General features: G+C 67.2%; 22 protein-coding genes. 14 read left to right on the top strand and 8 right to left on the bottom strand.

The window, feature by feature from the left end; genetic code table 11:
• Window positions 1–6 precede the first annotated feature (6 nt).
• From ileS to H8M03_RS10800, 5 genes are all read left to right on the top strand, one after another.
• Window positions 7–2928: an isoleucine--tRNA ligase gene (ileS, locus tag H8M03_RS10820; protein ID WP_187479442.1), complete on the top strand. Its 2922-nt coding sequence runs from the start codon at window positions 7–9 to the stop codon at window positions 2926–2928.
• 153 nt (window positions 2929–3081) lie between these two features.
• Window positions 3082–3582 (top strand): signal peptidase II, encoded by a 501-nt coding sequence (lspA, locus tag H8M03_RS10815; protein WP_187479441.1) that lies wholly within the window; start codon window positions 3082–3084, stop codon window positions 3580–3582.
• Window positions 3575–3979 carry a DUF3035 domain-containing protein gene (locus tag H8M03_RS10810; RefSeq protein WP_187479440.1) on the top strand — a complete coding sequence of 135 codons (405 nt, stop codon included), beginning with the start codon at window positions 3575–3577 and terminating at the stop codon, window positions 3977–3979. The genes lspA and H8M03_RS10810 overlap by 8 nt, the downstream gene beginning before the upstream one ends.
• Before the next feature lie 20 nt (window positions 3980–3999).
• Window positions 4000–4551: a winged helix-turn-helix domain-containing protein gene (locus H8M03_RS10805; RefSeq protein WP_187479439.1), complete on the top strand. Its 552-nt coding sequence runs from the start codon at window positions 4000–4002 to the stop codon at window positions 4549–4551.
• Between the two features lie 35 nt (window positions 4552–4586).
• Window positions 4587–4949 carry a hypothetical protein gene (locus H8M03_RS10800; RefSeq protein WP_187479438.1) on the top strand — a complete coding sequence of 121 codons (363 nt, stop codon included), beginning with the start codon at window positions 4587–4589 and terminating at the stop codon, window positions 4947–4949.
• Here the strand turns inward: H8M03_RS10800 and H8M03_RS10795 are convergent.
• A complete protein-coding gene (locus H8M03_RS10795; protein ID WP_187479437.1) occupies window positions 4946–5776 on the bottom strand; it encodes a sulfurtransferase in 831 nt (276 codons plus the stop codon). The genes H8M03_RS10800 and H8M03_RS10795 overlap by 4 nt on opposite strands.
• A 29-nt stretch (window positions 5777–5805) precedes the next feature.
• Here H8M03_RS10795 and ung point away from each other — a divergent pair, with 29 nt between their 5' ends.
• Genes ung through H8M03_RS10780 form a run of 3 tightly spaced genes read left to right on the top strand, consistent with a single transcriptional unit; the run spans window position 5806 to window position 7963 of the window.
• Complete coding sequence (ung, locus tag H8M03_RS10790; RefSeq protein WP_187479436.1) at window positions 5806–6507, top strand: uracil-DNA glycosylase; 702 nt, start codon at window positions 5806–5808, stop codon at window positions 6505–6507.
• A gap of 11 nt (window positions 6508–6518) precedes the next feature.
• Window positions 6519–6965, top strand: coding sequence for a preQ(1) synthase (queF, locus tag H8M03_RS10785; RefSeq protein WP_187479435.1), 447 nt, complete (start codon window positions 6519–6521; stop codon window positions 6963–6965).
• A gap of 5 nt (window positions 6966–6970) precedes the next feature.
• On the top strand, window positions 6971–7963 hold the full coding sequence (locus tag H8M03_RS10780; protein WP_187479434.1) for a 2-dehydropantoate 2-reductase: 993 nt from the start codon (window positions 6971–6973) through the stop codon (window positions 7961–7963).
• Here H8M03_RS10780 and H8M03_RS10775 read toward each other — a convergent pair.
• From H8M03_RS10775 to hflK, 5 genes are all read right to left on the bottom strand, one after another.
• Complete coding sequence (locus H8M03_RS10775) at window positions 7960–9981, bottom strand: OPT family oligopeptide transporter (RefSeq protein ID WP_187479433.1); 2022 nt, start codon at window positions 9979–9981, stop codon at window positions 7960–7962. The genes H8M03_RS10780 and H8M03_RS10775 overlap by 4 nt on opposite strands.
• 22 nt (window positions 9982–10003) lie before the next feature.
• The gene (locus tag H8M03_RS10770; RefSeq protein ID WP_187479432.1) at window positions 10004–10405 is read right to left on the bottom strand and encodes a nuclear transport factor 2 family protein; all 402 of its coding nucleotides are present in this window, start codon (window positions 10403–10405) and stop codon (window positions 10004–10006) included.
• Between the two features lie 110 nt (window positions 10406–10515).
• Complete coding sequence (locus H8M03_RS10765; RefSeq protein ID WP_246448864.1) at window positions 10516–12054, bottom strand: Do family serine endopeptidase; 1539 nt, start codon at window positions 12052–12054, stop codon at window positions 10516–10518.
• 67 nt (window positions 12055–12121) lie between these two features.
• Window positions 12122–12988: a protease modulator HflC gene (gene hflC / locus H8M03_RS10760; RefSeq protein WP_187479431.1), complete on the bottom strand. Its 867-nt coding sequence runs from the start codon at window positions 12986–12988 to the stop codon at window positions 12122–12124.
• Window positions 12985–14091 (bottom strand): FtsH protease activity modulator HflK, encoded by a 1107-nt coding sequence (hflK, locus tag H8M03_RS10755; RefSeq protein ID WP_187479430.1) that lies wholly within the window; start codon window positions 14089–14091, stop codon window positions 12985–12987. The genes hflC and hflK overlap by 4 nt, the downstream gene beginning before the upstream one ends.
• Before the next feature lie 73 nt (window positions 14092–14164).
• On the opposite strand from hflK, the gene H8M03_RS10750 reads away from it, so the two are divergent.
• Both H8M03_RS10750 and H8M03_RS10745 read left to right on the top strand, forming a co-directional pair.
• Window positions 14165–15130 carry an Mrp/NBP35 family ATP-binding protein gene (locus tag H8M03_RS10750; RefSeq protein ID WP_187479429.1) on the top strand — a complete coding sequence of 322 codons (966 nt, stop codon included), beginning with the start codon at window positions 14165–14167 and terminating at the stop codon, window positions 15128–15130.
• Between the two features lie 31 nt (window positions 15131–15161).
• Entirely contained in the window at window positions 15162–15599 is a 438-nt protein-coding gene (locus tag H8M03_RS10745) for a CoA-binding protein (RefSeq protein WP_187479428.1), read from the top strand.
• On the opposite strand, the gene H8M03_RS10740 is transcribed toward H8M03_RS10745, so the two are convergent.
• On the bottom strand, window positions 15596–16942 hold the full coding sequence (locus H8M03_RS10740; protein ID WP_187479427.1) for a TldD/PmbA family protein: 1347 nt from the start codon (window positions 16940–16942) through the stop codon (window positions 15596–15598). The two genes, H8M03_RS10745 and H8M03_RS10740, sit on opposite strands and share 4 nt — an antisense overlap.
• 173 nt (window positions 16943–17115) lie before the next feature.
• Here H8M03_RS10740 and H8M03_RS10735 point away from each other — a divergent pair, with 173 nt between their 5' ends.
• Together H8M03_RS10735 and H8M03_RS10730 are read left to right on the top strand one after the other, a co-directional pair.
• Window positions 17116–17850, top strand: coding sequence for a hypothetical protein (locus H8M03_RS10735; protein WP_246448861.1), 735 nt, complete (start codon window positions 17116–17118; stop codon window positions 17848–17850).
• A gap of 11 nt (window positions 17851–17861) precedes the next feature.
• Window positions 17862–18563 carry a hypothetical protein gene (locus H8M03_RS10730; RefSeq protein WP_246448859.1) on the top strand — a complete coding sequence of 234 codons (702 nt, stop codon included), beginning with the start codon at window positions 17862–17864 and terminating at the stop codon, window positions 18561–18563.
• Between the two features lie 7 nt (window positions 18564–18570).
• Here H8M03_RS10730 and ubiA read toward each other — a convergent pair whose 3' ends face one another.
• The gene (ubiA, locus tag H8M03_RS10725; protein WP_246448857.1) at window positions 18571–19503 is read right to left on the bottom strand and encodes a 4-hydroxybenzoate octaprenyltransferase; all 933 of its coding nucleotides are present in this window, start codon (window positions 19501–19503) and stop codon (window positions 18571–18573) included.
• A gap of 109 nt (window positions 19504–19612) precedes the next feature.
• Here ubiA and ppk2 point away from each other — a divergent pair, with 109 nt between their 5' ends.
• Both ppk2 and H8M03_RS10715 read left to right on the top strand, forming a co-directional pair.
• Window positions 19613–20392 carry a polyphosphate kinase 2 gene (gene ppk2, locus H8M03_RS10720; protein WP_187479424.1) on the top strand — a complete coding sequence of 260 codons (780 nt, stop codon included), beginning with the start codon at window positions 19613–19615 and terminating at the stop codon, window positions 20390–20392.
• Between the two features lie 195 nt (window positions 20393–20587).
• Window positions 20588–21328, top strand: coding sequence for a 16S rRNA (uracil(1498)-N(3))-methyltransferase (locus H8M03_RS10715; protein WP_187481048.1), 741 nt, complete (start codon window positions 20588–20590; stop codon window positions 21326–21328).
• The last annotated feature ends 10 nt before the right edge of the window (window positions 21329–21338 follow it).

The raw sequence follows: 21338 nt of genomic DNA, 5'->3' as shown, positions 1-21338 counted from the left end.
GCGCGAATGTCCGACGCGCCAAAAGCTGACGAGGGCTCGAAGCCCGACTACCGGCCGACCGTCTTCCTTCCCAGGACCGACTTTCCGATGAAAGCCGGCTTGCCGCAGAAGGAACCGGCGATCCTTGCCCGTTGGCAGGAACAGGATCTGTACGGCCAGCTGCGCCTCAGCCGCTCCGGCCGCGAACAGTTCATCCTCCACGACGGCCCGCCTTATGCCAACGGCGACATCCACATCGGCCACGCGCTCAACAAGACCTTGAAGGACATGGTCGTCCGCACCCAGACCCTGCTGGGCAAGGACGCGCCTTACGTCCCCGGCTGGGACTGCCACGGCCTGCCGATCGAATGGAAGGTCGAGGAGCAGTACCGCAAGAAGAAGCTCAACAAGGACGAGGTGCCGGTCGCCGAATTCCGCGCCGAGTGCCGGGACTATGCCCAGCATTGGGTCGACGTGCAGCGCGAACAGCTCAAGCGCCTTGGCGTCGGCGGCGATTGGGACAATCCCTATCTGACGATGCAGTATGACAGCGAGGCGACGATCGTCTCCGAGTTGTTCAAGTTCGCCGAGTCCGGCCAGCTCTACCGCGGCGCCAAGCCGGTGATGTGGAGCCCGGTCGAAAAGACCGCGCTGGCCGAAGCCGAGATCGAATATGAAGACATCGTCTCGACCCAGATCGATGTCGCGTTCGAGATCGTCGAGAGCCCGATCCCCGAGCTGGTTGGCGCGCATGCGGTGATCTGGACGACCACGCCGTGGACGATCCCGGTTAACCAGGCGATCGCCTACGGGCCAGACGTCGAATACGTGCTGTACCGGGTGAGCGTTACAGCAGGCTTCGTCGAAGCTTCGAGCGACTTCAAGGTTACGTCGTCCCCTGCTGAAAACCTAACGGGCACGTATCTGATCGGCCAAGAGTTGGCGGATGACTTTGCCGCTCGCATTTCACGTGAGGCGCAAGGTACGGTCATCCTAGACGAGGTGTGGGAAGGAACAGGCTCCGACCTCGCGGGCACCGTCGCCCGCCACCCGATGCACCACCTCGGCGGCTTCTTTGCCAAGCCGCGTCCGTTCCTGCCCGGCGACTTCGTTACCACCGACCAGGGCACCGGCCTCGTCCACATGGCGCCGGACCATGGCGAGGACGATTTCGAGCTGTGTCAGGCGAATGGCATCGGCCCGCAATTCGCGGTCGAGGGCGACGGCAAATATCGCGCCGACTGGCCGTGGCTGGGTGGCCAAGGCAGCGTCATCAACGCCAAATTCAACGCGCCCGACGGCCCGATCTGCACCGACCTGCGCGAAGCCGGCGCGCTGCTCGCCGCGTCCGCCGACTTCAGACACAGCTACCCGCATTCGTGGCGCTCCAAGGCCAAGGTCATCTACCGCTGCACCCCGCAATGGTTCATCGGCATGGACCGGCCGCTCGCCGCCGATCATTGCGAGACCTTTGCCGAGCGCCGCTGGGAGAATGAAGGCGGCGCCTTCGAGGGCGCGACCCCGACCCTGCGCCAACTGGCCATGCGCGCCATCGCCGACACCCGCTTCGTCCCCGAAAAAGGCCGCAACCGCATCGGCTCGATGGTCGAAGGCCGCCCCGACTGGGTGATCAGCCGCCAGCGCGCCTGGGGCGTGCCCATCGCCCTGTTCGTCGACCGCAAGAGCGGCCAGCCGCTGGTCGATGCGGAGGTCAATGCCCGCATCGTCGAGGCCATCGCCACGGGCGGCGTCGACGCCTGGTCGCCGGACAATGCCGCCGCCTTTCTCGGCAACCGCAACCCCGACGATTACGAGATGGTCACCGACATCCTCGACGTATGGTTCGACAGCGGCTGTACCCACGTCTTCACCCTGCTCGGCGATCGCTGGCCCGACCAGCGCTGGCCCGCCGACCTTTACCTCGAAGGCTCTGACCAGCACCGCGGCTGGTTCCAGTCGTCGCTGCTGGAAAGCTGCGGCACCCGCGGCCGCGCGCCTTACGACGCCGTGCTGACCCATGGCTTCACCATGGATTCGGCCGGCAAGAAGATGTCGAAGTCGCTCGGCAACACGGTCGACCCGAACAAGGTGATGGAAACCTATGGCGCGGACATCATCCGGCTGTGGGCGCTGTCGGTCGATTTCACCGAGGACCATCGCATCGGCGATGAGATCCTGAAGGGCGTCGCCGACCAGTATCGCAAGCTCAGGAACACCTTCCGCTACCTGCTCGGCGCATTGGACGGGTACGACGAGGCCGCCGAGCTGCGCAAGCCGGAGGACATGCCGGAGCTCGAGCGCTACATGCTGTCCCGGCTGAAAGCGCTCGACGAGCGGCTGATGGCTGACATCGGCAATTTCGATTTCAACGATTACACCCGCGCGCTGACCGATTTCTGCAACGAGGATCTGAGCGCCTTTTTCTTCGATATCCGCAAGGACAGCCTCTATTGCGACGCGCCCGGCGACCCCAAGCGGCAGGCGTACCGGACCGTGCTCGACATCATGTTCAACCGGCTGCTGGCCTATGCCGCGCCGGTGCTGGTCTTCACCGCCGAGGAAGTGTGGCAGACCCGCTGGCCGGATCGGGACAGCATCCATTTAGTCGACATCGCGCCCTTGCCCGACGCCTGGCGCGACCTCGCGCTGGAAGACCGCTGGTCCGCCCTGCGGCGCGTGCGCGAACAGGTGACCGAGGCGATCGAGCCGCTGCGCCGCGACAAGGTCGTGCGGTCGAGCCTCGAAGCCGAAGTCACCCTGCCCGACCTGCCCGCCACCCCGGACCTGCTGGCCGAACTGTTCATCACGTCGGCGGTTCATCGCGGCGACACTTTGGCGATTGCACAGACCGCGTTCGAAAAATGCGGCCGCTGCTGGCGCTACCTTCCCGAAGTCGTGGAGGATGGCGCGCTGTGCGACCGGTGCGACACGGTGCTCAATGGCGGATAATTTGCTGTCCTACAGGGCGCGCGATGTGGTTGGGGAAACTGTGACCGATCGCTGCCCCGCCAACGACCTGCGCTGCCCGGCCGGCGGCCGCGCCGCCACCGGCCCGCGCGCGTATATGAGTGCGACTTTTGCGACTTTTGGGGGAATCGCCGCGTGAAATCCCGACGACTTGGCCTTGCCGTCGCGCTGGCCGTGTTCATCGCCGACCAGCTGACCAAGTGGATCGTCGCCGGTCCGCTGACGCTGGAACGTGTCGGGCAGATCGTGCTGTTGCCCTTCTTCAACCTGACGTGGACCGAAAATAACGGCATTTCGCTGGGCCTGTTCAACGCCACCACGGAAACCGGCCGGTGGATGCTGATCGCCGTGACCAGCGCCATCGCCGTCGCCGTCGGGGTGTGGATGGGCCGGGAAAAGGCACGTTGGGACCAGGCCGCGCTGGGCATGATCCTGGGCGGCGCGGTGGGCAACATCCTCGACCGCATCCGCCATGGCTATGTGGTCGATTTCGCCGACCTTCACTTCGGGGAATTCCGCCCCTTTTTGGTCTTCAATGTCGCCGATGCTGCTATTAGCATCGGGGTCGTGATATTGGTGCTCCGCGCTTTCATCCTGCGGAGCGAAAATCCTGAGGAGTCCGTGACCAATGCGTAAGAGCCTGACCATCCTTCTGATCCCGGCGATTGCGCTTGGCGGCTGCACCCTGTTCAAGGGCCGGCAGGCCGCGCCGGACGAATTCGCCGTCGCTCGCAACGCGCCGCTGATCATTCCGCCCGACTATACGCTGACCCCGCCCGCTCCGGGCACCGCCGCGACCACGCCGCAGGACGCGCAGACGCAGGCGATCGAAGCGCTGTTCGGCGGTCCGGCCCCGCGCCCGACGTCGGAACGCACCCTGCTTGAAGAAGCCGGCCGCGAAAGCGCCGCGCTTGGCGCTCGCTCGGTCGCCGGCGATCCCGACACGACGGTCGTCGACATGGGCCAGACCACCCGCGCGATCATCGCCGCGCCCGAAGCCGACACCGAAGTCGCCTCCGCCCAGGTCCCCTAGGGCGATCGCAAAGGATACCCATGGCTGAAGAAACGCTCTCAACGCGGCTCGTCGAAATCGAATCGATGATCGACCGCTCGCGGCGGCGGTATGAGGAAGGCTCGCGCCTGCTCGAGGAAGCGCACAAGGCGCTGGCCGACATCCAGCAGGAGCTGATCGGATCGCCCGACCGCGTGTCCGCGGCGGAAAGCGACGAAGCGGCGTCGAAGCTGGTTGCCTCGCTGCGCGCCTCGGGCGGCGAAATGCCCGAAAGCTTGTGCGGCGGCCGTCTCGCGGTCGACCAGGTGCAGCGGCTGATCCGCATCGACGGGCATCCCATCGGGATTACCGAGATGGAATATCGCGTGCTCGAACTGCTCGCCTTCGCGCGCAACAATGTCGTCACCCGGGCGATGCTGCTCAAGCATCTCTATCGCCGGTCCGACGACCAGCCGCAGCCCAAGATCATCGACGTGTTCATCTCCAAGCTGCGCAAGAAGCTGCGCAGCGCGTCGGGCGGGGCGGAGTTTATCGAGACCATTCCGCAGCGCGGCTGGATCCTGCGCGATATCGACGGCGAGGCCTCGTCTTAAGACTTTCTTAGGCATGGGGCCCGACAAGGGCGATCATGCTGCACCTGTCGCCCCAAGCTCCCGAATCCAAACCGTCCCCGCGGCTTCACCCCGAACCGGTGACCCGCCTCGCCAGCCTGCGCAACGCGCTTCGGATGGTCGACGATTTCGGTGGCGGCCCGGCCTCGGACCTGGACGACGACGAACTTTCGGCGCGGTGGGAGAGCGCGGACGAAGTGGCCCGGCGCTGCTTCGACCGCCGCTCGGCCGAACTGGTCGGCACCGCCGCCGCGGGCCTCGACGCGGTCACGTTCCAGCGGGACCTTGGCGCCGACGCCAGCGTCGCCGCGCTGCGGGTCATCGCCGACGAACTGCGCTCGGGCCTTCGCGACCTCGAACGCATCTTCACCCGGCCCTAGGCCGGTCCCAGCGCCTTCGGGGTCGCCGGGTCGGCGCCCCATTCGCTCCAGCTGCCGTCGTACATTTCCGCCGCATTGTTGCCGAGCAGATGGGCGGCGAACAGCAGGCTGCTGGCGGTGACCCCCGACCCGCAACTGGCGACGAACGCCTCCAGCGGGTCGAGCCCGGCGTCGCGGAAGATGTGCAGCAGCTCGCATTCCGACCGCAGCGTGCCGTCCTCGTTGTACACCGAGGCATAAGGGACGTTGCGAGCGCCGGGGATGTGGCCCGCCGCGACCCCGGGCCGCGGATCGGCCTCGCTGCCTTCGAACCGCGCTTTGCCCCGGGCATCGACCAGGGTGACGCCCGACCAGGCCAGCAGCTGCCGCTTGGTGACGACATCCTGCCGCTCGTCGCCTTCGAAGCGGGCGGGTCGGTGCGGCGGCTCGCCGCTTTCGACCGGCCGGCCTTCGGCCAGCCACTTGCCCAGCCCGCCGTCGAGCACCGCGACCCGGCGGGCGCCGAAGTGGCGCAGCATGAACCAGCCCCGTGCCGCGGTGCGCAGCGGGCTGTTATCGTAGACGACGATGCGGTCGGCGCTGTCGATGCCGGCGGCTTCCGCCGCTTTGGCAAAGGCGTCCGCATCCGGCAGCATGTGCGGTGCGGGATGGTCCGGGTCGCTGACCGCGTCGATGTCGAGGAAGCGTGCCCCGGGAATATGGGCGTCGAGATACTCCCGGGCCCCGTTGCGGTCGCTGCCCCCCATGAACCAGGTGAAGTCGACGACCGTGATGTCGGTTTCGTCGAGATGGTCGGCGAGCCAGGCGGTTGAGACGAGCGATTTCATTTGCCCCTATTAGCCTGCACAATGCGCCGATGGCGACACCGCTTTGGGCAATTCCGCAAGATTGGCGCGACGCGCTGGCCGACGACCTTGCCGAGCCCTACGTCGCCGACCTGCGGCGCTTCCTCGACCGGCAACAGGCGGCGGGCCGCACCGTCCACCCCGACGGGCCCAGCATCTTCCGCGCCCTCGAACTTACGCCGCTGGATAGCGTCCGGGCGGTGATCCTTGGACAGGACCCCTATCACGGGCCAGGCCAGGCCCACGGGCTCAGCTTTTCGGTCCCGCCCGGCGTGCCGCCGCCGCCCAGCCTCAAGAACATCTTCAAGGAGCTGGGCAGCGATCTTGGCTTGCCGACGCCGGCGCACGGCTTGCTCGATCATTGGGCACGGCAAGGCGTCCTGTTGCTCAACAGCGTGCTGACGGTCGAGAACGGCCAAGCCGGGTCGCACCGCAACCAGGGATGGGAACGGCTGACCGACGCCATCGTCCGGCTGGTCAGCGACCGGGCGGAGCCCAGCGCCTTCCTGCTGTGGGGCAGCCCGGCGCAGCGCAAGGCGGCACTGGTCGACCGCACCCGCCACCTTGTGCTCGAGGCGCCGCACCCTTCGCCGCTGAGCGCTTATCGCGGCTTCTTCGGCTGCCGCCATTTCTCCCGGACCAACGCCTTCCTGGAGGCGAGCGGGCGACCGCCGATCGACTGGGCGTTGCCCGACTGCGCACCACCGGCGTAAAGGCCCAGCCCATGGAAACGACGCACCTTGGCAAGAGCAGCGCGCTGCCCGCCTCCCCCAGCGAAGCGACGCTCAATTACGTGCCTAACCCGCGGCCCGGCGACCTGTATCTGGTGCGCTTCGCGGCGCCGGAATTCACGTCGCTATGCCCGGTGACCGGCCAGCCCGATTTCGCCCATATCGTCATCGATTATGCGCCCGGCGAGACCATCGTCGAATCCAAGAGCCTGAAACTGTTCCTCGGCGCGTTTCGCAACCATTGCGGCTTCCACGAGGATGTTACCGTCGGCATCGGCAAGCGCCTGTTCGATGAAATGAAGCCGCGGTGGCTGCGGATCGGCGGCTACTGGTATCCGCGGGGCGGAATGCCGATCGATGTTTTCTGGCAAAGCGCGGCGCCGCCGCAGGATCTGTGGCTGCCCGACCAGGGCGTGCAGCCTTACCGGGGGCGCGGCTAGGCTTAATGCGGATCGCCGTCCTCGGCGCCGGTTCGATCGGCTGCTTCGTCGGCGGCTGCTGGTCGGCCAAGGGGATCGACACCGTGCTGATCGGCCGCGAGCGCATCGGCGGCGACCTGGCTGCCCACGGCCTGTCGCTGAGCGATTACACCGGCTGGACCGCCCACCCCGAGGTCGAGTTCACCACCGATCCCGGCGCCCTGGCAGGTGCGGACGTGATCGCGCTGACGGTCAAGAGCGCGGCGACCCGCGACGCGGCGCTGCAGATCGCTCGCCACGGATCGCCGGACGCGCTGGTCATCAGCTTCCAGAACGGCATCAGCAATTTCGACGTGCTGCGCGACACCTTGGGCAAGGAATTCGAGGTGGTCCGCGGCATGGTGCCGTTCAACGTCGCCTATCTGGGCGAGGGTCGTTTTCACAAGGGCGTCGCCGGCACCTTGCACGCCGAGGACCATCCCCGGGTCCGCATCCTGGCGGCCAGGATCGGCGATGGGCCGGCAGCGATCCTGCCCGCTGCGGGCATGACCGCCATCGCTTGGGGCAAGCTGCTCATCAACCTCAACAACGCGGTCAGCGCGCTGTCCGGCCTGCCGCTGCTCGAACAGCTTCAGCAGCGCGATTATCGTCGGGTCACCGCCGCTTCGCAGCGCGAGGGACTGCGCCTGCTCAAGGCCGCGGGCATTCGCCCGGCCAAGGTCGGCGCCGTCGGTCCGGCGCTGCTGCCCTATGTGCTCGCCGCGCCCGACTGGCTGTTCAAGGGAGTGTTCCTGAAGGCGTGGAAGATCGACGCTCGCGCCCGGTCGTCGATGGCCGACGACCTTGCCGCCGGACGGCGCACCGAAGTCGACTATCTCAACGGCGAGCTGGTCGCGCTGGCCGAGCGGATTGGCCGCGACGCGCCGGTCAATCGCCGGATCGTGGAATTGGTCCGCGCCGCCGAGGCGGGCGCAAAGCCCTATGATTCGGCAGGGCTGCGCCGCGCGGTGACGGCCTAGCGCACTTCGCCTTCCACCGGCGCCGCCAGATCGTCGCCGGGCAGATCGGGCGCGCTTGCCGCGGCGGCCCGGGTCCGCATGTACAGCCAGGCGATCGAGCCCGCGAAGATCACGATCCCGACCGGCGCCGCCCAGCCGTAATCGCGGGCGATGGCCAGCACTTCGCTGCTATTTTCCGATCCCGCGCGCTCGGCCGCCGCGACGATGCCCGCGAAGGCCACGCCCATCAGGCTTTCGCCGACGATCAGGCCGGTCGCCATCAGCGTTCCGATCCGCTCGGCGAATTCAGGATTGCGCTGCCGCGCCGCCCAGCGGTTGTAGAGCCAGCCCAGCAATGCGCCGATCGGCACCAGCAGGGTCAATTCCATCGGCAGGTAGATGCCCAGCCCCACGGCCAGCGCAGGCAGGCTGTAGCGGCCGGTGGCTCGGCGCAGCAATTCGTCGACGACGATGATCGCCGCGCCGATCGCGACGCCGATGCCGATCAGGCCCCAGTCGAGGCTGCCGCCGAGAACGCCCTGTGCGATGGTCGAGATAAGCGCCGCCTGCGGCGCCGACAGCGCGCCTTCGCGGGCGTTGGGCGCGCCGGCAAAGGTGAAAGCGGTATTGAGCAAGTCGAGGATCGGCGGGATGACCAGCGCGCCGAAGATGACGCCGAGGACCAGCGAAACCTGTTGCTTCCACGGCGTCGCGCCGACCAGCTGCCCGGTCTTGAGGTCCTGCAGATTGTCGTTCGAGATCGTGCCGATGCCGAAGATGATCGCCGTCACGAACAGCGCGAAGGCGACCAGCGCCTGGGTCGACCCGGCGTCCACCGATCCGAACAGCGCGGCGAGGATCAGCGCAATGCCCAGAACCGAGAGGATACCGATGCCGGAAACCGGGCTGTTCGATGCGCCGATCAGGCCGGCCATGTAGCCGGTAACCGACGCCACCACGACGCCCGCGACGATGACATAAACAAGCGACAAGGCGACGATGGCGAAGGGGCTGCTGGCGCCCGGGCCGCTCATCGCGAAGCCATACAGCAGGAAGGCGATCGGGATCATCGACAAGGCGATCGCTCCGCCGACGATGGTGATCGGCAGGTCGCGCTCGGTAATATCCAGTTCCTGCCCCGAGCCGCGCGCGCGATTGGCCGCCAGCGCGGCGCGGATGCCCGACAGCACCGGCCCGAGAATCTTGAGCAAGGTCCAGATGGCGGCGATGCCGATCGTGCCCGCGCCGATGATCCGCGCCGTCTGGCGGAAGGTATTGCCGGCCAGTTCGGCGGGATCGGCCGCGGCGGCGATCGCCGCCGGGTCGGCCGACCAGATCGGGACGATGCCCAGCCAGCTGATCAGCAGGCCGACGAACATCGCGATCCCGACCGCCATGCCGACAAGGTGCCCGACACCGATCAGCGCCATCGAGAAACTCGCGGATACCGCCGTCGCGCCGCTGCCGACGCGGAAAGCGCGGCTGACGGATTCGGCGACGATGGCCATCTTGGCGAGGACGAAGAAGCCGGCAGAGACGAGGCTGCTTGCAACGATCGCGGCAAGCCCGCGGCGATTTTCTTCCGCCCCGCCGACGCCCGCGCCGACCTTGAGCACTTCGGCCGCCGCCACGCCTTCAGGAAAGGGCAGGTCGGACCCGGTAACCAGCGCTCGGCGCAGCGGCACCGAATACATCACGCCGAGAATGCCACCCGTGGCGATGATCGCGACCGACAGCCAGTAGGGAAAACCGGTCCACCAGCCGATCATCACCAGGCCGGGAAGGACGAAGATAATCGCCGACAGCGTCCCGGCCGCGGACGCGATCGTCTGGACGATATTGTTTTCCTGGATCGTCGAATCGCGAAATAGCTTGAGTACCGCCATCGAGATGACGGCGGCGGGGATGGACGTGGCGAAGGTGATCCCGAGCTTCAGGCCGAGATAGACGTTCGCGGCGGTGAACAGCAGCGTCAGGATCGCGCCCAGCACGATGCCGCGCAGAGTCAGTTCCTTGATCGTCACCGCGCGGGTCGCCATCCTTGCCTCCGTCGTTGGTTTGCTAGCGCCGCCGAACCGGTTCGGGCGTAGTAGGAATCGGGCTGGAGTGGCGGCGCACCACCTGCCAGCGGTCCTGATCGCGGACCCAGACGTCGGTCAGCAAGACGCAATCCTCGACCGCGCGGCCAAGGTAGGACACGCGCCAGCGCGCCTCGATGGTCCCGACGATGACGTCCTGGAACGCCGCCGCTTCGCGCACGTCGAGTTCGATTCCCAGCAGCTCGCGCTTCTGGATGGCGTCGAGCCATTCATCGCGCGACAGGCGGAACGGTGCGCCGGCACGGGTGCCGATAAGGGTGAATTTGGCGTGTACCAGCGACCGCAGCCGGTCCATGTCCTTGGCGCAAAGCGCGTCGCGCCACTCGCGCTCGAGCGCGCCGACAAGCTCGCACGTATCGGTCATTCGCCCTTTGCCCGGACGTTGCCGGGAACGCGGGTGCACGGATGGTCCATGGCCACGCGCGGCACAGTCGCGAAACTATCGCGACCGCGCAAGCGCTGAATCCGCCGGCCTTAATCGCCGCTGATGTCGACCCCGATAAAGCCTTCCGGCGACCGGCCGCGCTTGACCAGCAGCAGCACGCTCGACCGGCCGGCTCGCTTGGCGGCCTGGACCGCGGCAACAACCTGCGCCGGGGTGGACACGCGCTGGCCCTGGATAGCGAGGATGACGTCGCCGCGCTGGATGCCCTTGGCGGCCGCATCGCCCGATGCGCTGACGCTGGTCACCACCACCCCGGCGACACCGCCTTCGAGGTTGAGTGCGCGGGCAATCTGCGGCGTGATCGGCGCCAAGCCGAGGCCGAGCGATTCGCTGGCCGGCGCGGCTTCCTGCTGTTGCGGCGCGTCTTCATCGCCAGTGCCGAGTTGCTGCGCCAGTTCTTCTTCCGAAGGCCGCTGGCCGACAACGACCTGAACGGTCATCCGGCGGCCGTTGCGGATCACTTCGAGCGGGATGCGCGAGCCGACGCGGGTGTTGGCGACCAAATAGGACACCGTCTGGTCGGGGTTCACTTCGGTGCCATTGACCGAGACGATCACGTCGCCCTGTTGCAGGCCGGCCTTGGCCGCGGCCTGGTTGGGCTGCACGGTGCGCAGGATTTCGCCCCGGTTCTTGGGCAGGCCAAGCGAGGAGGCGATGTCTTCATCGACGGCCTGCAGGCCAACGCCAAGGTATCCGCGCTCCGGCTTCTCGCCGCGGCGCAGCGCGTCGATCACCGGCTTGGCCGCTTCCGCCGGGATGGCGAGACCGATGCCGACGTTGGTGCCGGTCGGGGAAATAAGCGCCGAGTTGATGCCGATGACGTTGCCGGCAAGATCGAACATCGGACCGCCGCTGTTGCCCATGTTGATGGCCGCGTCGGTCTGGATGTAGCGATCATAGGCGCCGACGCCGGTGATCCCGCGGTGAAGCGCGGAAATGATGCCGGAGGAGACCGAACCGCCCAGCCCGTACGGGTTGCCGATGGCCAGGATCCAGTCGCCGACGCGGGCATTGGTGCTGTCGCCCCAGCGCACGAATGGCAGGTTGACGGCATCGATCTTCAGCAAGGCGAGATCGGCCAGCGGGTCGCGGCCGATGATCCGCGCGGAATATTCCTTGCGGTTGGTCAGCGTGACCGTGACTTCGTCCACCGTGCCGGTGCCGTTGGCGCCTTGCACCAGGTGGTTGTTGGTGACGATGTAGCCGTCAGCGGAGATGATGAAGCCCGAGCCGAGCGAGCCGGTTTCGCGCGAGCGGCCTTCCTGCTGCTGCTGTTGTTGCTGCGGAACCGGAGCGCCGAACTGGCGGAACAATTCTTCCAGCGGATCGACGGTGCGGCGTACCTGCACCTTCTGCTTGGTCGAGATGTTGACCACTGCCGGCATCACCCGGTCGGCGAGGTTGGCGAAGGACATCGGCGCGCCGGACGGCGGAATCGCCATGGGCGCGTTCTGCGCGGTTTGTGCGCCGACCGGGCCGGTCGCGATCGAAAAGGCCGTCCCTCCCAAGAGCAGGGCCATTGCGACCCCATAGGCGTAGCGCACTTTTCCGGTCTCCTTCGGCTTCATCGATACTCCTCGGACTTGCATGTCGCCAATCCATTAGGTTGCACGCGTGAACTCAATTTGAATGTGCTCAACGCGCTGGTCCGGTAAATTCTCGCAGGTAATCGTTCTGGGGCGACAGGATGACCGCTGTGGGCGACGAAGGCTTCTCGCCATTCTCGCCAAGGAAGGTCGTCTGGTAGGACTGCATCGCGCGGTAGAAGTCGTAGAAGGACGCGTCCTTGCCAAAGCTTGCGGCATAGGTCTTGGCGGCTTCGGCGTCCGCGGTGGCGCGGATGATCTGCGCCTCCTTGGCACCCTCTGCGCGGATCGAGCGGGCTTCCTGTTCGCGGGCGGTCTGCATCCGTTCGAACGCAGACTGCAGCGGCGTGCCTTCGGGCAGGTCGGCCTTCTTGATGCGGACGTCGACGATTTCGGCGCCATATTGCTTGGCGACGCGGTTGAGCGCGGTGCGCACGTCTTCCATCACGCCGCGCCGTTCGGGCGACAGCAGGGCGGAAAACTGCACCCGGCCAAGCTCGTTGCGCACTTCGGAGCCGAGGATCGGGCGAAGCGCGTCGTTGAGACGCTGCTCCGTTCCGGCGGCAATATACATGCGCTGCGGATCGATGATGCGATAGCGGGCGAAGGCGTCGACCTCGAGCCGTCGCTGGTCGGTCGACAGCACCGGCTGCCGATCCATGTCGACGTCGAGCAAGCGCTTGTCGATCCACACGATTTGCTCGGCGAACGGAATGCGCCAGGTAATGCCGGCGCCCGGTCCGCCGATCGGCGTGCGGGCGTCATAGGCGTTGATGATCCGCACCGGCTTGCCGAAGCGGACGACGACGCCCTGGCGCGTTTCGGGCACCACGGGGAAGGCCGACGCGAGCAGGATCAGCAGGATGAAGGCGAGCCCCGCCGTCAGCAGCGGGCGGCGCCGGACGAACTCGATCATTGGCCCGCTCCCTGCGCCTGTGCATCGGCACGCTTCTTGACCTCGGGCAGCGGCAGGTAGGTCGTCACGCCCGGGGCTTCGACGATCGTCTTGTCGACGTTGGACAGAACCTTTTCCATGGTCTCGTAATACATGCGCCGGCGGGTCACTTCGGGGGCCAGGCGATATTGTTCGTAGATGCGATCGAACGCGGTCGCTTCGCCCTGTGCCTTCTGGCGCAGCTGCTGCGAATAAGCGTTGGCGGCGTTGACGTAACGTTGCGCGTCCTGCTGCGCGGCCGACACGTCCTTGAACGCGTCGATCACCGACTGGGGCGGATCGGCTTCGCGCACGGCGACGCCGCGGATGGTCACCCCGGCGTTATAGCCGTCGAGGATGCGCTGCATGGTTTCGGCAACCCGCGTTTCGATTTCGCTGCGCCCGTCGCCGATGGCATCGTCGAGCGTGACGCTGCTGATCACCGAGCGCATCGCGCTTTCGGCGACCTGGCGGATCGTCTCTTCCGGGTTTTCCAGCTGGAACAGATAGGCTTCCGGGTCGCGGATGCTCCAGCGCGCGGAATAAGCGATGTCGATGACATTCTGGTCGCCGGTCAGCATCAGGTCTTCGGTGGTCGGCGAACCGAGGTCGACCGGGCGGATGCTTTCGACATCGACCTTTTCGACCCGCTCGAACGGGGAAGGCAGCGTCAGGCCGACACCGGGGCCAAGCGTTTTGACGTAGCGGCCAAGGCGCGTGACGACGCCGCGTTCGGCCGGCGCGATGCTGTGAAAGCTGGTGAAGATCAGCCACACGACAACCAGCGCGGCCACGCCCCAGGCGATCATCGAGCCGTTGGGACGGCCCGAAAACCGTCCGGTGCCGCCGCCGCCGCCGCCACCGCCGGTGCTCCACCGGTCGCGGCTCTTGCGGAGGAAATCGTCAAGCGAGGAGACGTTGTTGCCGTCGCCGCCGCCGGGACGGCGCCGCTTGGGCTGTTCGCCCCACGGGCCGGTCGGGCCGCCGGACGGTTCGTCGTCGCCGGATCCCTTGGATCCCCACGGTCCCTTGATGTCGCTGAAAAGCCCGCCGGGCCGCCGGCCGAGGCCAGAAAAGATGCTCATGAAACATCTATAGGAACGGTGCGGCCCGAAAAACAGTGGCAACCCCGCCATCAGGCCTTATCTCGCAGCCGCAATGGATGACGCGGCCCCAAATCTGGACAGTCTCGACGCGGTGGCGGGCGACGCGCGCATCCTGTCGAAGAGGGTCAAGGACGGCGTCGTGACGCTGGTGGTCGACGTGACCGCGCTGGACGGGGCGCGACGTGCCGCGCTGGAAAGCGACCTCAAGACCGCGGCGATGGCCATCGCGGGGGTCGGCGATGTGCGCGTTGCCATGACCGCCAGCCAGCGGGCGCGAAAGCTGATTGCGGTCGCCAGCGGCAAGGGCGGGGTCGGCAAGTCGACGCTGTCCGCCAACCTGGCGATCGCGCTGGCCCGCGCCGGAAGGGTCGTCGGCCTCATCGATGCCGACGTTTACGGCCCTTCGCAGACGAAGCTGCTGGGAACCGACGAACGGCCGACAGCGAACGACAAGACGCTGAACCCGGTCGCGGCCCACGGCATCCGGTTCCTGTCGATGGGCCAGCTGGTGTCCGCCGGTCACGCCCTGGCCTGGCGCGGGCCGATGGCGACCGGCGCACTGGCGCAGCTGATGGAAGCGGACTGGGGCGATTGCGACCTGCTGGTCGTCGACCTCCCCCCGGGTACGGGCGACGTGCAATTGTCGCTGGTGCAGAAATCGCGGCCCGACGGGGCGGTCGTCGTGTCGACGCCGCAGGCGATGTCGCTGATCGACGCGACGCGGGCGATCGACCTGTTCGGCAAGGTGTCGGTGCCAGTCCTTGGCCTGGTCGAGAACATGGCCGGCTACACCTGCCCCCATTGCGGCGAGCAGTCGGATCCGTTCGGGTGCGGCGGGGCGGAAGATGCAGCAGCCGAACTCGGCATCCCGTTCCTCGGCCGCATTCCGCTCGATCCGGCGGTGCGCGAAGCCTCGGACGCGGGCCTGCCGCCGGCGGCGAGCGACGGCGCGCAATCGGAGGCCTTCGCGCGAATTGCGCAAAAACTGCTGCAGGCGCTGGAAACAGCACCGGCCTGAAACATTGTCCTTCCACGACAGGGAGAGACACATGCCGCTGACCGACGACCGGGACATCGCCGACCTTTTCGCCACCGCCCGGACGATCGCCGTCGTCGGCGCCTCCGACAAGCCAAGCCGCGCGTCCTACGGTGTAATGAAGTTCCTGCAGGACAAGGGCTATCGCGTGATCCCGGTCAACCCGACCATCACCGGGGAGCACGTCCACGGCGAATTCATCTGGCGCGAACTGAGCCAGATCGGGGAGCCGATCGATATCGTCGACATCTTCCGCAATTCGGACGCCGCCGGAGAGGCCGTCGATCAGGCGATCGACGTGGGCGCGAAAGCGGTGTGGATGCAGCTGGGCGTGGTCAACGAGGCGGCCGCGCAGCGTGCCGAGGCCGCCGGGCTGAAAGTGGTCATGGACCGCTGTCCGAAGATCGAATTCGCGCGGCTTCGCCTGCCAGGCGTCAGCAACGACGACTAGGCCGTCCCGACCGTCATCTGCGGGACCAGGATGGTCGGCGCATCGATGCCGCGGCGGAATTCAAGGTCGCTGCCCGGTTCCAGCGTGGCGAACATCTCGACCAGGTTCGAGGCGATCGTGATTTCCTGCACCGCCGGCCCGATTTCCCCGCCGCGCACGATGAAGCCGGCGGCGCCGCGGCTGTAGTCGCCGGTCACCGGGTTCACCCCCTGCCCGATCAATTCCGTCACCAGCAGTGCTTCGGGGAAGGCGGCAAGCAAGTCTGCGCGGCTGCGCGCCCCCGCCGCGATGTAAAAATTCCCCGGCGTTACCCCCGGCGCACTGCCCGCGCCACGCGAGGCGTGGCCGGTAGGCGCAATTCCCAGCTGCCGCGCCGATGCGCTTTCGGCCATCCAGCTTTGCAGGATGCCGTCGCTGACGACGTCGCTGCGGCGGACGGCAAGCCCTTCGGCGTCGAATGGACGCGACCGCAGCCCGCGAAGACGCAGCGGATCGTCGACGATAGTAATGCCCGCCGCGAACACGCGCTCGCCCAGCTTGTCCTGCAGAAAACTCGACTTGCGGGCGACCGAGGAACCGCTGATCGCGGTCGCGAAATGGCCCAGCAGCGACGCCGCGACGCGCGGGTCTAACAACACCGGCATGGCGCCCGACCTGGGCCGGATGGAATTGAGCCGCGCAACCGCGCGTTCGCCCGCCAGCCGGCCGATCTTTTCCGGCGTGTCGAGGTCCGACAAGTGGCGCGCGCTGTGCCACGCATGATCGCGCTGCATGCCGCCGCCTTCGCCCGCGATTACGCCGGCCGAGCAGCTGAAACCGGTCGCCCGGTAGGCGCCGGAAAAGCCCCCGGACGTTGCCAGCGCGAAGGTCGATCCCGATGCGCCCGCCGAGGCTCCGGTCGAATTGGTCACGCCGTTCACCGCGCGCGCCGCATCTTCCGCGGCCAGCGCGCGGTCGCGCAATTCGGCCGGATCGGGCTCGGCCGCACCGACCGAATCGAGGTCGGGGAACGGCGCCTTGGTCAGCAGCTCCGCGGGAACAAGCCCGGCATAGGAATCTTCGGGTGCCTGGCCGGCCATGTCGAAAGCGCGGGCGACGAGGTCGCGCAGCGCCTCGTCCGACAGGTCCGACGAGGCGACGGTAGCCGACCGCGTACCGCGAAACAGGCGCAGGCCGATTTCCTCGCCTTCCGACCGGCTGACGTCCTCCAGCGCACCGAGCCGGACGTCCACGTTGCTCGACCGGCTGCCGGAATAGATGGCGTCGGCTGCGTCGGCGCCGGCGGCGATCGCGCGCTCGACCAGCCGCTCCGCCGCGGCTTTCGAATCATCGAGTGAAAGCATTGTCGCCGCCTAGCTGCTGGAAGGGCTGACCGCCAGACACACGCTACCGGCGAACGGCGGTATTCGGCGATCCGAGGGGCGAATGCTAGGCTGCCGCTCGACGGACATGGGAGGTCGCGATGAAGCAGAATGTTTTTTCCGGCGCTTTGGTGGCGTGCGTTGCATCCGCGGGCATGAGCGCGCCGGCCGCCGCAGAACCCGCCGCGCAGCTGACGTCGATCAACGGGATGGCGGCCGACGGCGCCGCCGGCGCCCTGCAGTCGCGCGGGTTCACGATGATTTCCGGCAGCACGAATTCGATGGGCTACACCTATAATTACTGGTGGAAGCCGCAGGACAAGACGTGCGTGCGGACGGAAACGTCCAACGGGCAGGTACTGACGATCGCCGATGCCAGCAGCAGCGATTGCCACCAGGGCAACGGCAATGCGGCGGCGGCCGTCGGCGTGGTCGCCGGTGCCGTCCTGCTCGGCGCGCTATTGTCGCACAAGTCGCACCATCACGACGACGACAAGCATTTCGCCAATGCGCAGGAAGAGGCCAATTACGAGCGCGGGTTCACCGATGGCCTGCACAACGCGGCCTATCATAATTACCAGCGGTCGAATGCCTATTCGAGCGGCTATGCCGCGGGTGTCGACCAGCGCACCGCCAACCTTGGCCATCATTACGACCGCGGCGGATACGCACCGGTCACCCAATTCAAGGACCTGCAAGGCGCCCGCGCCGCCGGCGGGACGGAAGAATTAGGCCGTCGCGGCTTTCGGCAGGTCGACAATTTCACCTCCGGCGACGCGCGTTACGGGATCTACTGGCAGCCCGCGACCCGGCAGTGCCTGCAGGTCATCGTCGCGAATGGGCGGCTCGAGGATATTCGGGATATCCAGCAACATCCCAAGTGCCGCTGAGGAGTCTATCGATGAATCTGGCTGTTCGTGCATCGACGATCGTCGCCATCCTTTCGCTTGCGGCGTGCAATGCGTCGGCGGGCAATGAGGCGGACGACTCCAACGTCCTCGAGACCAACGCCATGACTGCGTCGGTGGCGGACATTCCCGAAAGCCTGGCGCCGTTCGGCAATGGCTATCCCAAGGCCGGCGATCCGTGCCGCCGGCTGGGCGAAAGCGCGCTGACCTCCAACTATCTTGACGACAGCGCGATCCTGGTCGGCTGCACCACCAAGGCCGATGCGGACGCGTTGGGCGGAAAGATCGTCGCGACGGTCAGCGGCGTGACCCTGGTGTCCGTGGCGCAGGGCGATGCCAACGAGGGGCTGCCCGTGGATTCGGAATCGGTCGACGCCAAGGTTCCGGGTACGGACTATGACGCCACCACGCAGCTGTCCTGCGGCTTCGGCGGCGCCGCGCCGACGCAAAGCTGCAACGCCGGAGTCCGGCGCAAGGCATTCGACGACGGCACGACGGTGGTCGAAGTGACCAGCCCCAGCGGGTCGAAGCGCGCGATCTTCTTCAAGGGCACCACTGCCACCGGCGCCGACAGCGCGCAGGCGGACGGGTCGGCCGGATGGGACTTCAAGGCGACCCGCGACGGCGACGTGACTACGGTCCGGTTCGGCCCGGAAACCTACAAGATCGTCGACGCGCTGGTCGAAGGCGGCTGATCGCCGTCTAGAGCCCCGATAGGGCGACCACCAGCAGACCGAGAAAGACCAGCAGGCCGCAGGTCCGGTTCGACCGGAACAGCGCCAGCGCGAGAGCGCCGTCCTGCGGGTCCGCGCGAAGGGCCTGATTGGCCAGATGCAAAGCAGCCGGCGCAAGGGCGACCAGGGCCAGCCAGTCCGGCCGCACCGCCCAGACCGCCGCGCCCCACAGGAACACGGCCGCAGCGTAGAAAAGGCCGACGCCAAGCGGCGCCTTGTCGCCCAGCCGCCTCGCGCTGCTTTTCACGCCGACCAGCCCGTCGTCTTCCACATCCTGGACGGCGTAGAGCGTGTCGTAGCCGATCACCCAGGCGACCGAGCCGAGCCACAGCAGCAGCGCCGGCCATCCGAAGCTGCCCGTCACTGCGGGCCAGCCGACCAGCGCTCCCCAGGAAAAGACTAGCCCCAGCCACGCCTGCGGCCACCAGGTGATGCGCTTCATGAACGGATAGGCCGCGACCAGCGCGACGCTGCCCAGCGCGATCGCCGCCGCTGTCCAGTTCAGCTGGAAGAGCACAAGCAGGCCAAGCAGGCACAGCGCCCCGATGAGGACCCACGCCGAGCGCGTCGACACCCGCCCGCTGGCGAGCGGGCGCAGCCGGGTTCGTTCCACCTGCCGGTCGAGGTCGCGATCGACGATGTCGTTGTAGACGCAGCCCGCGCTGCGCATCGCGAAGGCGCCGAGCGCGAACCAGGCGAACAGGTCCCACCGTCCGCCGACACCCGCCAGCGCCACGCTCCAGGCGCACGGCCAGTAAAGCAGCCACGTTCCGATCGGCCGGTCGAGCCGCATCAACGACGCATAGGGCCGAAGGCGCGGCGGGAGCGCGCCGATGAAGCCGCGCCGTTCGCTGTCGGGGACGATGTCGGACGAAGCGTCGGACACGGGCAGGCTTTCCAATCTCGATTTCGTGCAGGGTAGGCTTGCCATATCTAGCAGAGAAGAACCGGCCTTCGACAAGCCCGGGCCGAGCGGATAGACGAAGCGTCGGCTTAACGGGGTCGCGATCATGGGTCGTCTGAAGCGCAAGAAGTATGAAGCGTTACTTGAGCCGCTGCACAGCGAGCTGGTGGCGATGGCTCATTGGGTCGCGGCGACCGGGCAGCGCGTGGTCGTACTGTTCGAGGGCCGCGACACCGCCGGAAAGGGCGGCGCCATCCAGGCCATCGCCCGCCATATCAACCCGCGTCAATGCAGTGTCGTCGCTCTGCCCAAGCCGAGCGAGGCGGAAGCCGGGCAATGGTATTTCCAGCGCTATGTCGCGCATTTGCCGACGCGGGGGCGGATCGCGCTGTTCGACCGCAGCTGGTACAATCGCGCGGGCGTCGAACAGGTCATGGGCTTTGCCACGCCGTCAGAGGTCGAGGCTTTCCTGAAGGCGGCACCGACGTTCGAACGCATGCTGGTCGACGACGGCATCCTGCTGTTCAAATATTGGCTGACCTGCGACCAGGACGTTCAGGAAGAGCGGTTCGCAGAGCGGCTCGCCGATCCGCTCAAGCGCTGGAAACTGTCGCCGATCGATGTCGCTGCGCGCGACCATTACGACGATTATACCAAGGCCCGCGAGGCGATGCTGAAAGCCACGCACAGCGAGTACGCGCCGTGGACTCTGGTCGATTTCAACGACCAGAAGCGCGGGCGGCTGACGCTTATTCGCGACTTGCTCGACCGCCTGCCCGACACTGCCTGCAAGGAAACAACGATAGACTTGCCCAAGCTGGCCGGCGAGCCTTCTGTCGAGACCTTCGGCGTGCTGCAGCCGATCGCCAGTTACAAGCCGCACTGACGGCCCGGGGTCATTTGCCCCGCGGTATGTATTTCAGCCGCACCGTCTCTGCCCCCGGTCCGCCGTTTTCCGACCGTTCGCTGGCAAAGGCCGCGCCGCCCGCGACCGGCCAGATGTGCGACCGGCTTTCGATCAGCCTGGCGAGGGAAGCCGCAGCGCATGGTGCGGCGCGGATTGCGTTGGTAAAGCGCGATGATGCCTGCAACGCCCGCCTGGCCCCCAAAAAGTCTGCCGCGCCTGTTCGTGCGGGCAACGCTTGGCGAGGGCGCGACTGTCGAGCTGGAGGCCGGACAGGCCAATTACCTTGGCAACGTGATGCGGCTGGGCGCGGGCGCCGATCTGCTGCTGTTCGACGGCAGCTCCGGCGAGTGGCTGGCCCGCATCGCCGAGGTCGGAAAGAAGCGGATGACTCTGGCGGTCGAACGGCGGACCCGCGAGGCGGAAAGCGTACCGGACGTGTGGCTGGCATTCGCGCCGGTGAAGCGGACGCAGACCGACTGGCTGATCGAAAAGGCGACCGAGCTGGGCGTGGCGCGGCTGTGCCCGGTGATCACCCAGCGAACCATCGTCGAGCGGGTCAAGCTGGAGCGGCTCCAGTCCATCGCGATCGAGGCGGCCGAGCAGTGCGGGCGGACGCGGCTGCCGCAGATCGACGAGCCTTTACCGCTGGCGAAACTGCTGCAGCAGCGCGACGCGGCGCGGCCGCTGTACTTCGCCGATGAGCATGGCGGTGAGCCGGCAGCGGCCGCGTTCAAGTCCGGGCCCGCGACTATCCTGACCGGACCGGAGGGCGGCTTCACCGACGATGAGCGTGTCGCGATCCGGGCCGCGGAGGCAGCCGTGCCGATTTCCCTGGGCCCGCGCATCCTGCGCGCGGAGACGGCCGCGCTGGCCGCGCTGGCTGCCTATATGGCGCTTGTCGGTGACTGGCGCTAAGCGCCGGCGG

Source organism: Sphingomonas sabuli (genome assembly GCF_014352855.1).
Taxonomy (GTDB): Bacteria; Pseudomonadota; Alphaproteobacteria; order Sphingomonadales; family Sphingomonadaceae; genus Sphingomicrobium; species Sphingomicrobium sabuli.
The sequence above is the reverse complement of the archived record's forward strand: the minus strand, read 5'-3'. Positions and strand labels throughout refer to the sequence as shown.

Coding starts and splice junctions, on each gene's coding strand:
- ileS (WP_187479442.1), top strand. CDS start 7: ATGTCCGACGCGCCAAAAGCTGACGAGGGCTCGAAGCCCGACTACCGG.
- H8M03_RS10810 (WP_187479440.1), top strand. CDS start 3,575: ATGCGTAAGAGCCTGACCATCCTTCTGATCCCGGCGATTGCGCTTGGC.
- H8M03_RS10805 (WP_187479439.1), top strand. CDS start 4,000: ATGGCTGAAGAAACGCTCTCAACGCGGCTCGTCGAAATCGAATCGATG.
- H8M03_RS10800 (WP_187479438.1), top strand. CDS start 4,587: ATGCTGCACCTGTCGCCCCAAGCTCCCGAATCCAAACCGTCCCCGCGG.
- H8M03_RS10795 (WP_187479437.1), bottom strand. CDS start 5,776: ATGAAATCGCTCGTCTCAACCGCCTGGCTCGCCGACCATCTCGACGAA.
- ung (WP_187479436.1), top strand. CDS start 5,806: ATGGCGACACCGCTTTGGGCAATTCCGCAAGATTGGCGCGACGCGCTG.
- queF (WP_187479435.1), top strand. CDS start 6,519: ATGGAAACGACGCACCTTGGCAAGAGCAGCGCGCTGCCCGCCTCCCCC.
- H8M03_RS10780 (WP_187479434.1), top strand. CDS start 6,971: ATGCGGATCGCCGTCCTCGGCGCCGGTTCGATCGGCTGCTTCGTCGGC.
- H8M03_RS10775 (WP_187479433.1), bottom strand. CDS start 9,981: ATGGCGACCCGCGCGGTGACGATCAAGGAACTGACTCTGCGCGGCATC.
- H8M03_RS10770 (WP_187479432.1), bottom strand. CDS start 10,405: ATGACCGATACGTGCGAGCTTGTCGGCGCGCTCGAGCGCGAGTGGCGC.
- H8M03_RS10765 (WP_246448864.1), bottom strand. CDS start 12,054: ATGAAGCCGAAGGAGACCGGAAAAGTGCGCTACGCCTATGGGGTCGCA.
- hflC (WP_187479431.1), bottom strand. CDS start 12,988: ATGATCGAGTTCGTCCGGCGCCGCCCGCTGCTGACGGCGGGGCTCGCC.
- hflK (WP_187479430.1), bottom strand. CDS start 14,091: ATGAGCATCTTTTCTGGCCTCGGCCGGCGGCCCGGCGGGCTTTTCAGC.
- H8M03_RS10750 (WP_187479429.1), top strand. CDS start 14,165: ATGGATGACGCGGCCCCAAATCTGGACAGTCTCGACGCGGTGGCGGGC.
- H8M03_RS10745 (WP_187479428.1), top strand. CDS start 15,162: ATGCCGCTGACCGACGACCGGGACATCGCCGACCTTTTCGCCACCGCC.
- H8M03_RS10740 (WP_187479427.1), bottom strand. CDS start 16,942: ATGCTTTCACTCGATGATTCGAAAGCCGCGGCGGAGCGGCTGGTCGAG.
- H8M03_RS10735 (WP_246448861.1), top strand. CDS start 17,116: ATGAGCGCGCCGGCCGCCGCAGAACCCGCCGCGCAGCTGACGTCGATC.
- H8M03_RS10730 (WP_246448859.1), top strand. CDS start 17,862: ATGAATCTGGCTGTTCGTGCATCGACGATCGTCGCCATCCTTTCGCTT.
- ppk2 (WP_187479424.1), top strand. CDS start 19,613: ATGGGTCGTCTGAAGCGCAAGAAGTATGAAGCGTTACTTGAGCCGCTG.
- H8M03_RS10715 (WP_187481048.1), top strand. CDS start 20,588: ATGCCTGCAACGCCCGCCTGGCCCCCAAAAAGTCTGCCGCGCCTGTTC.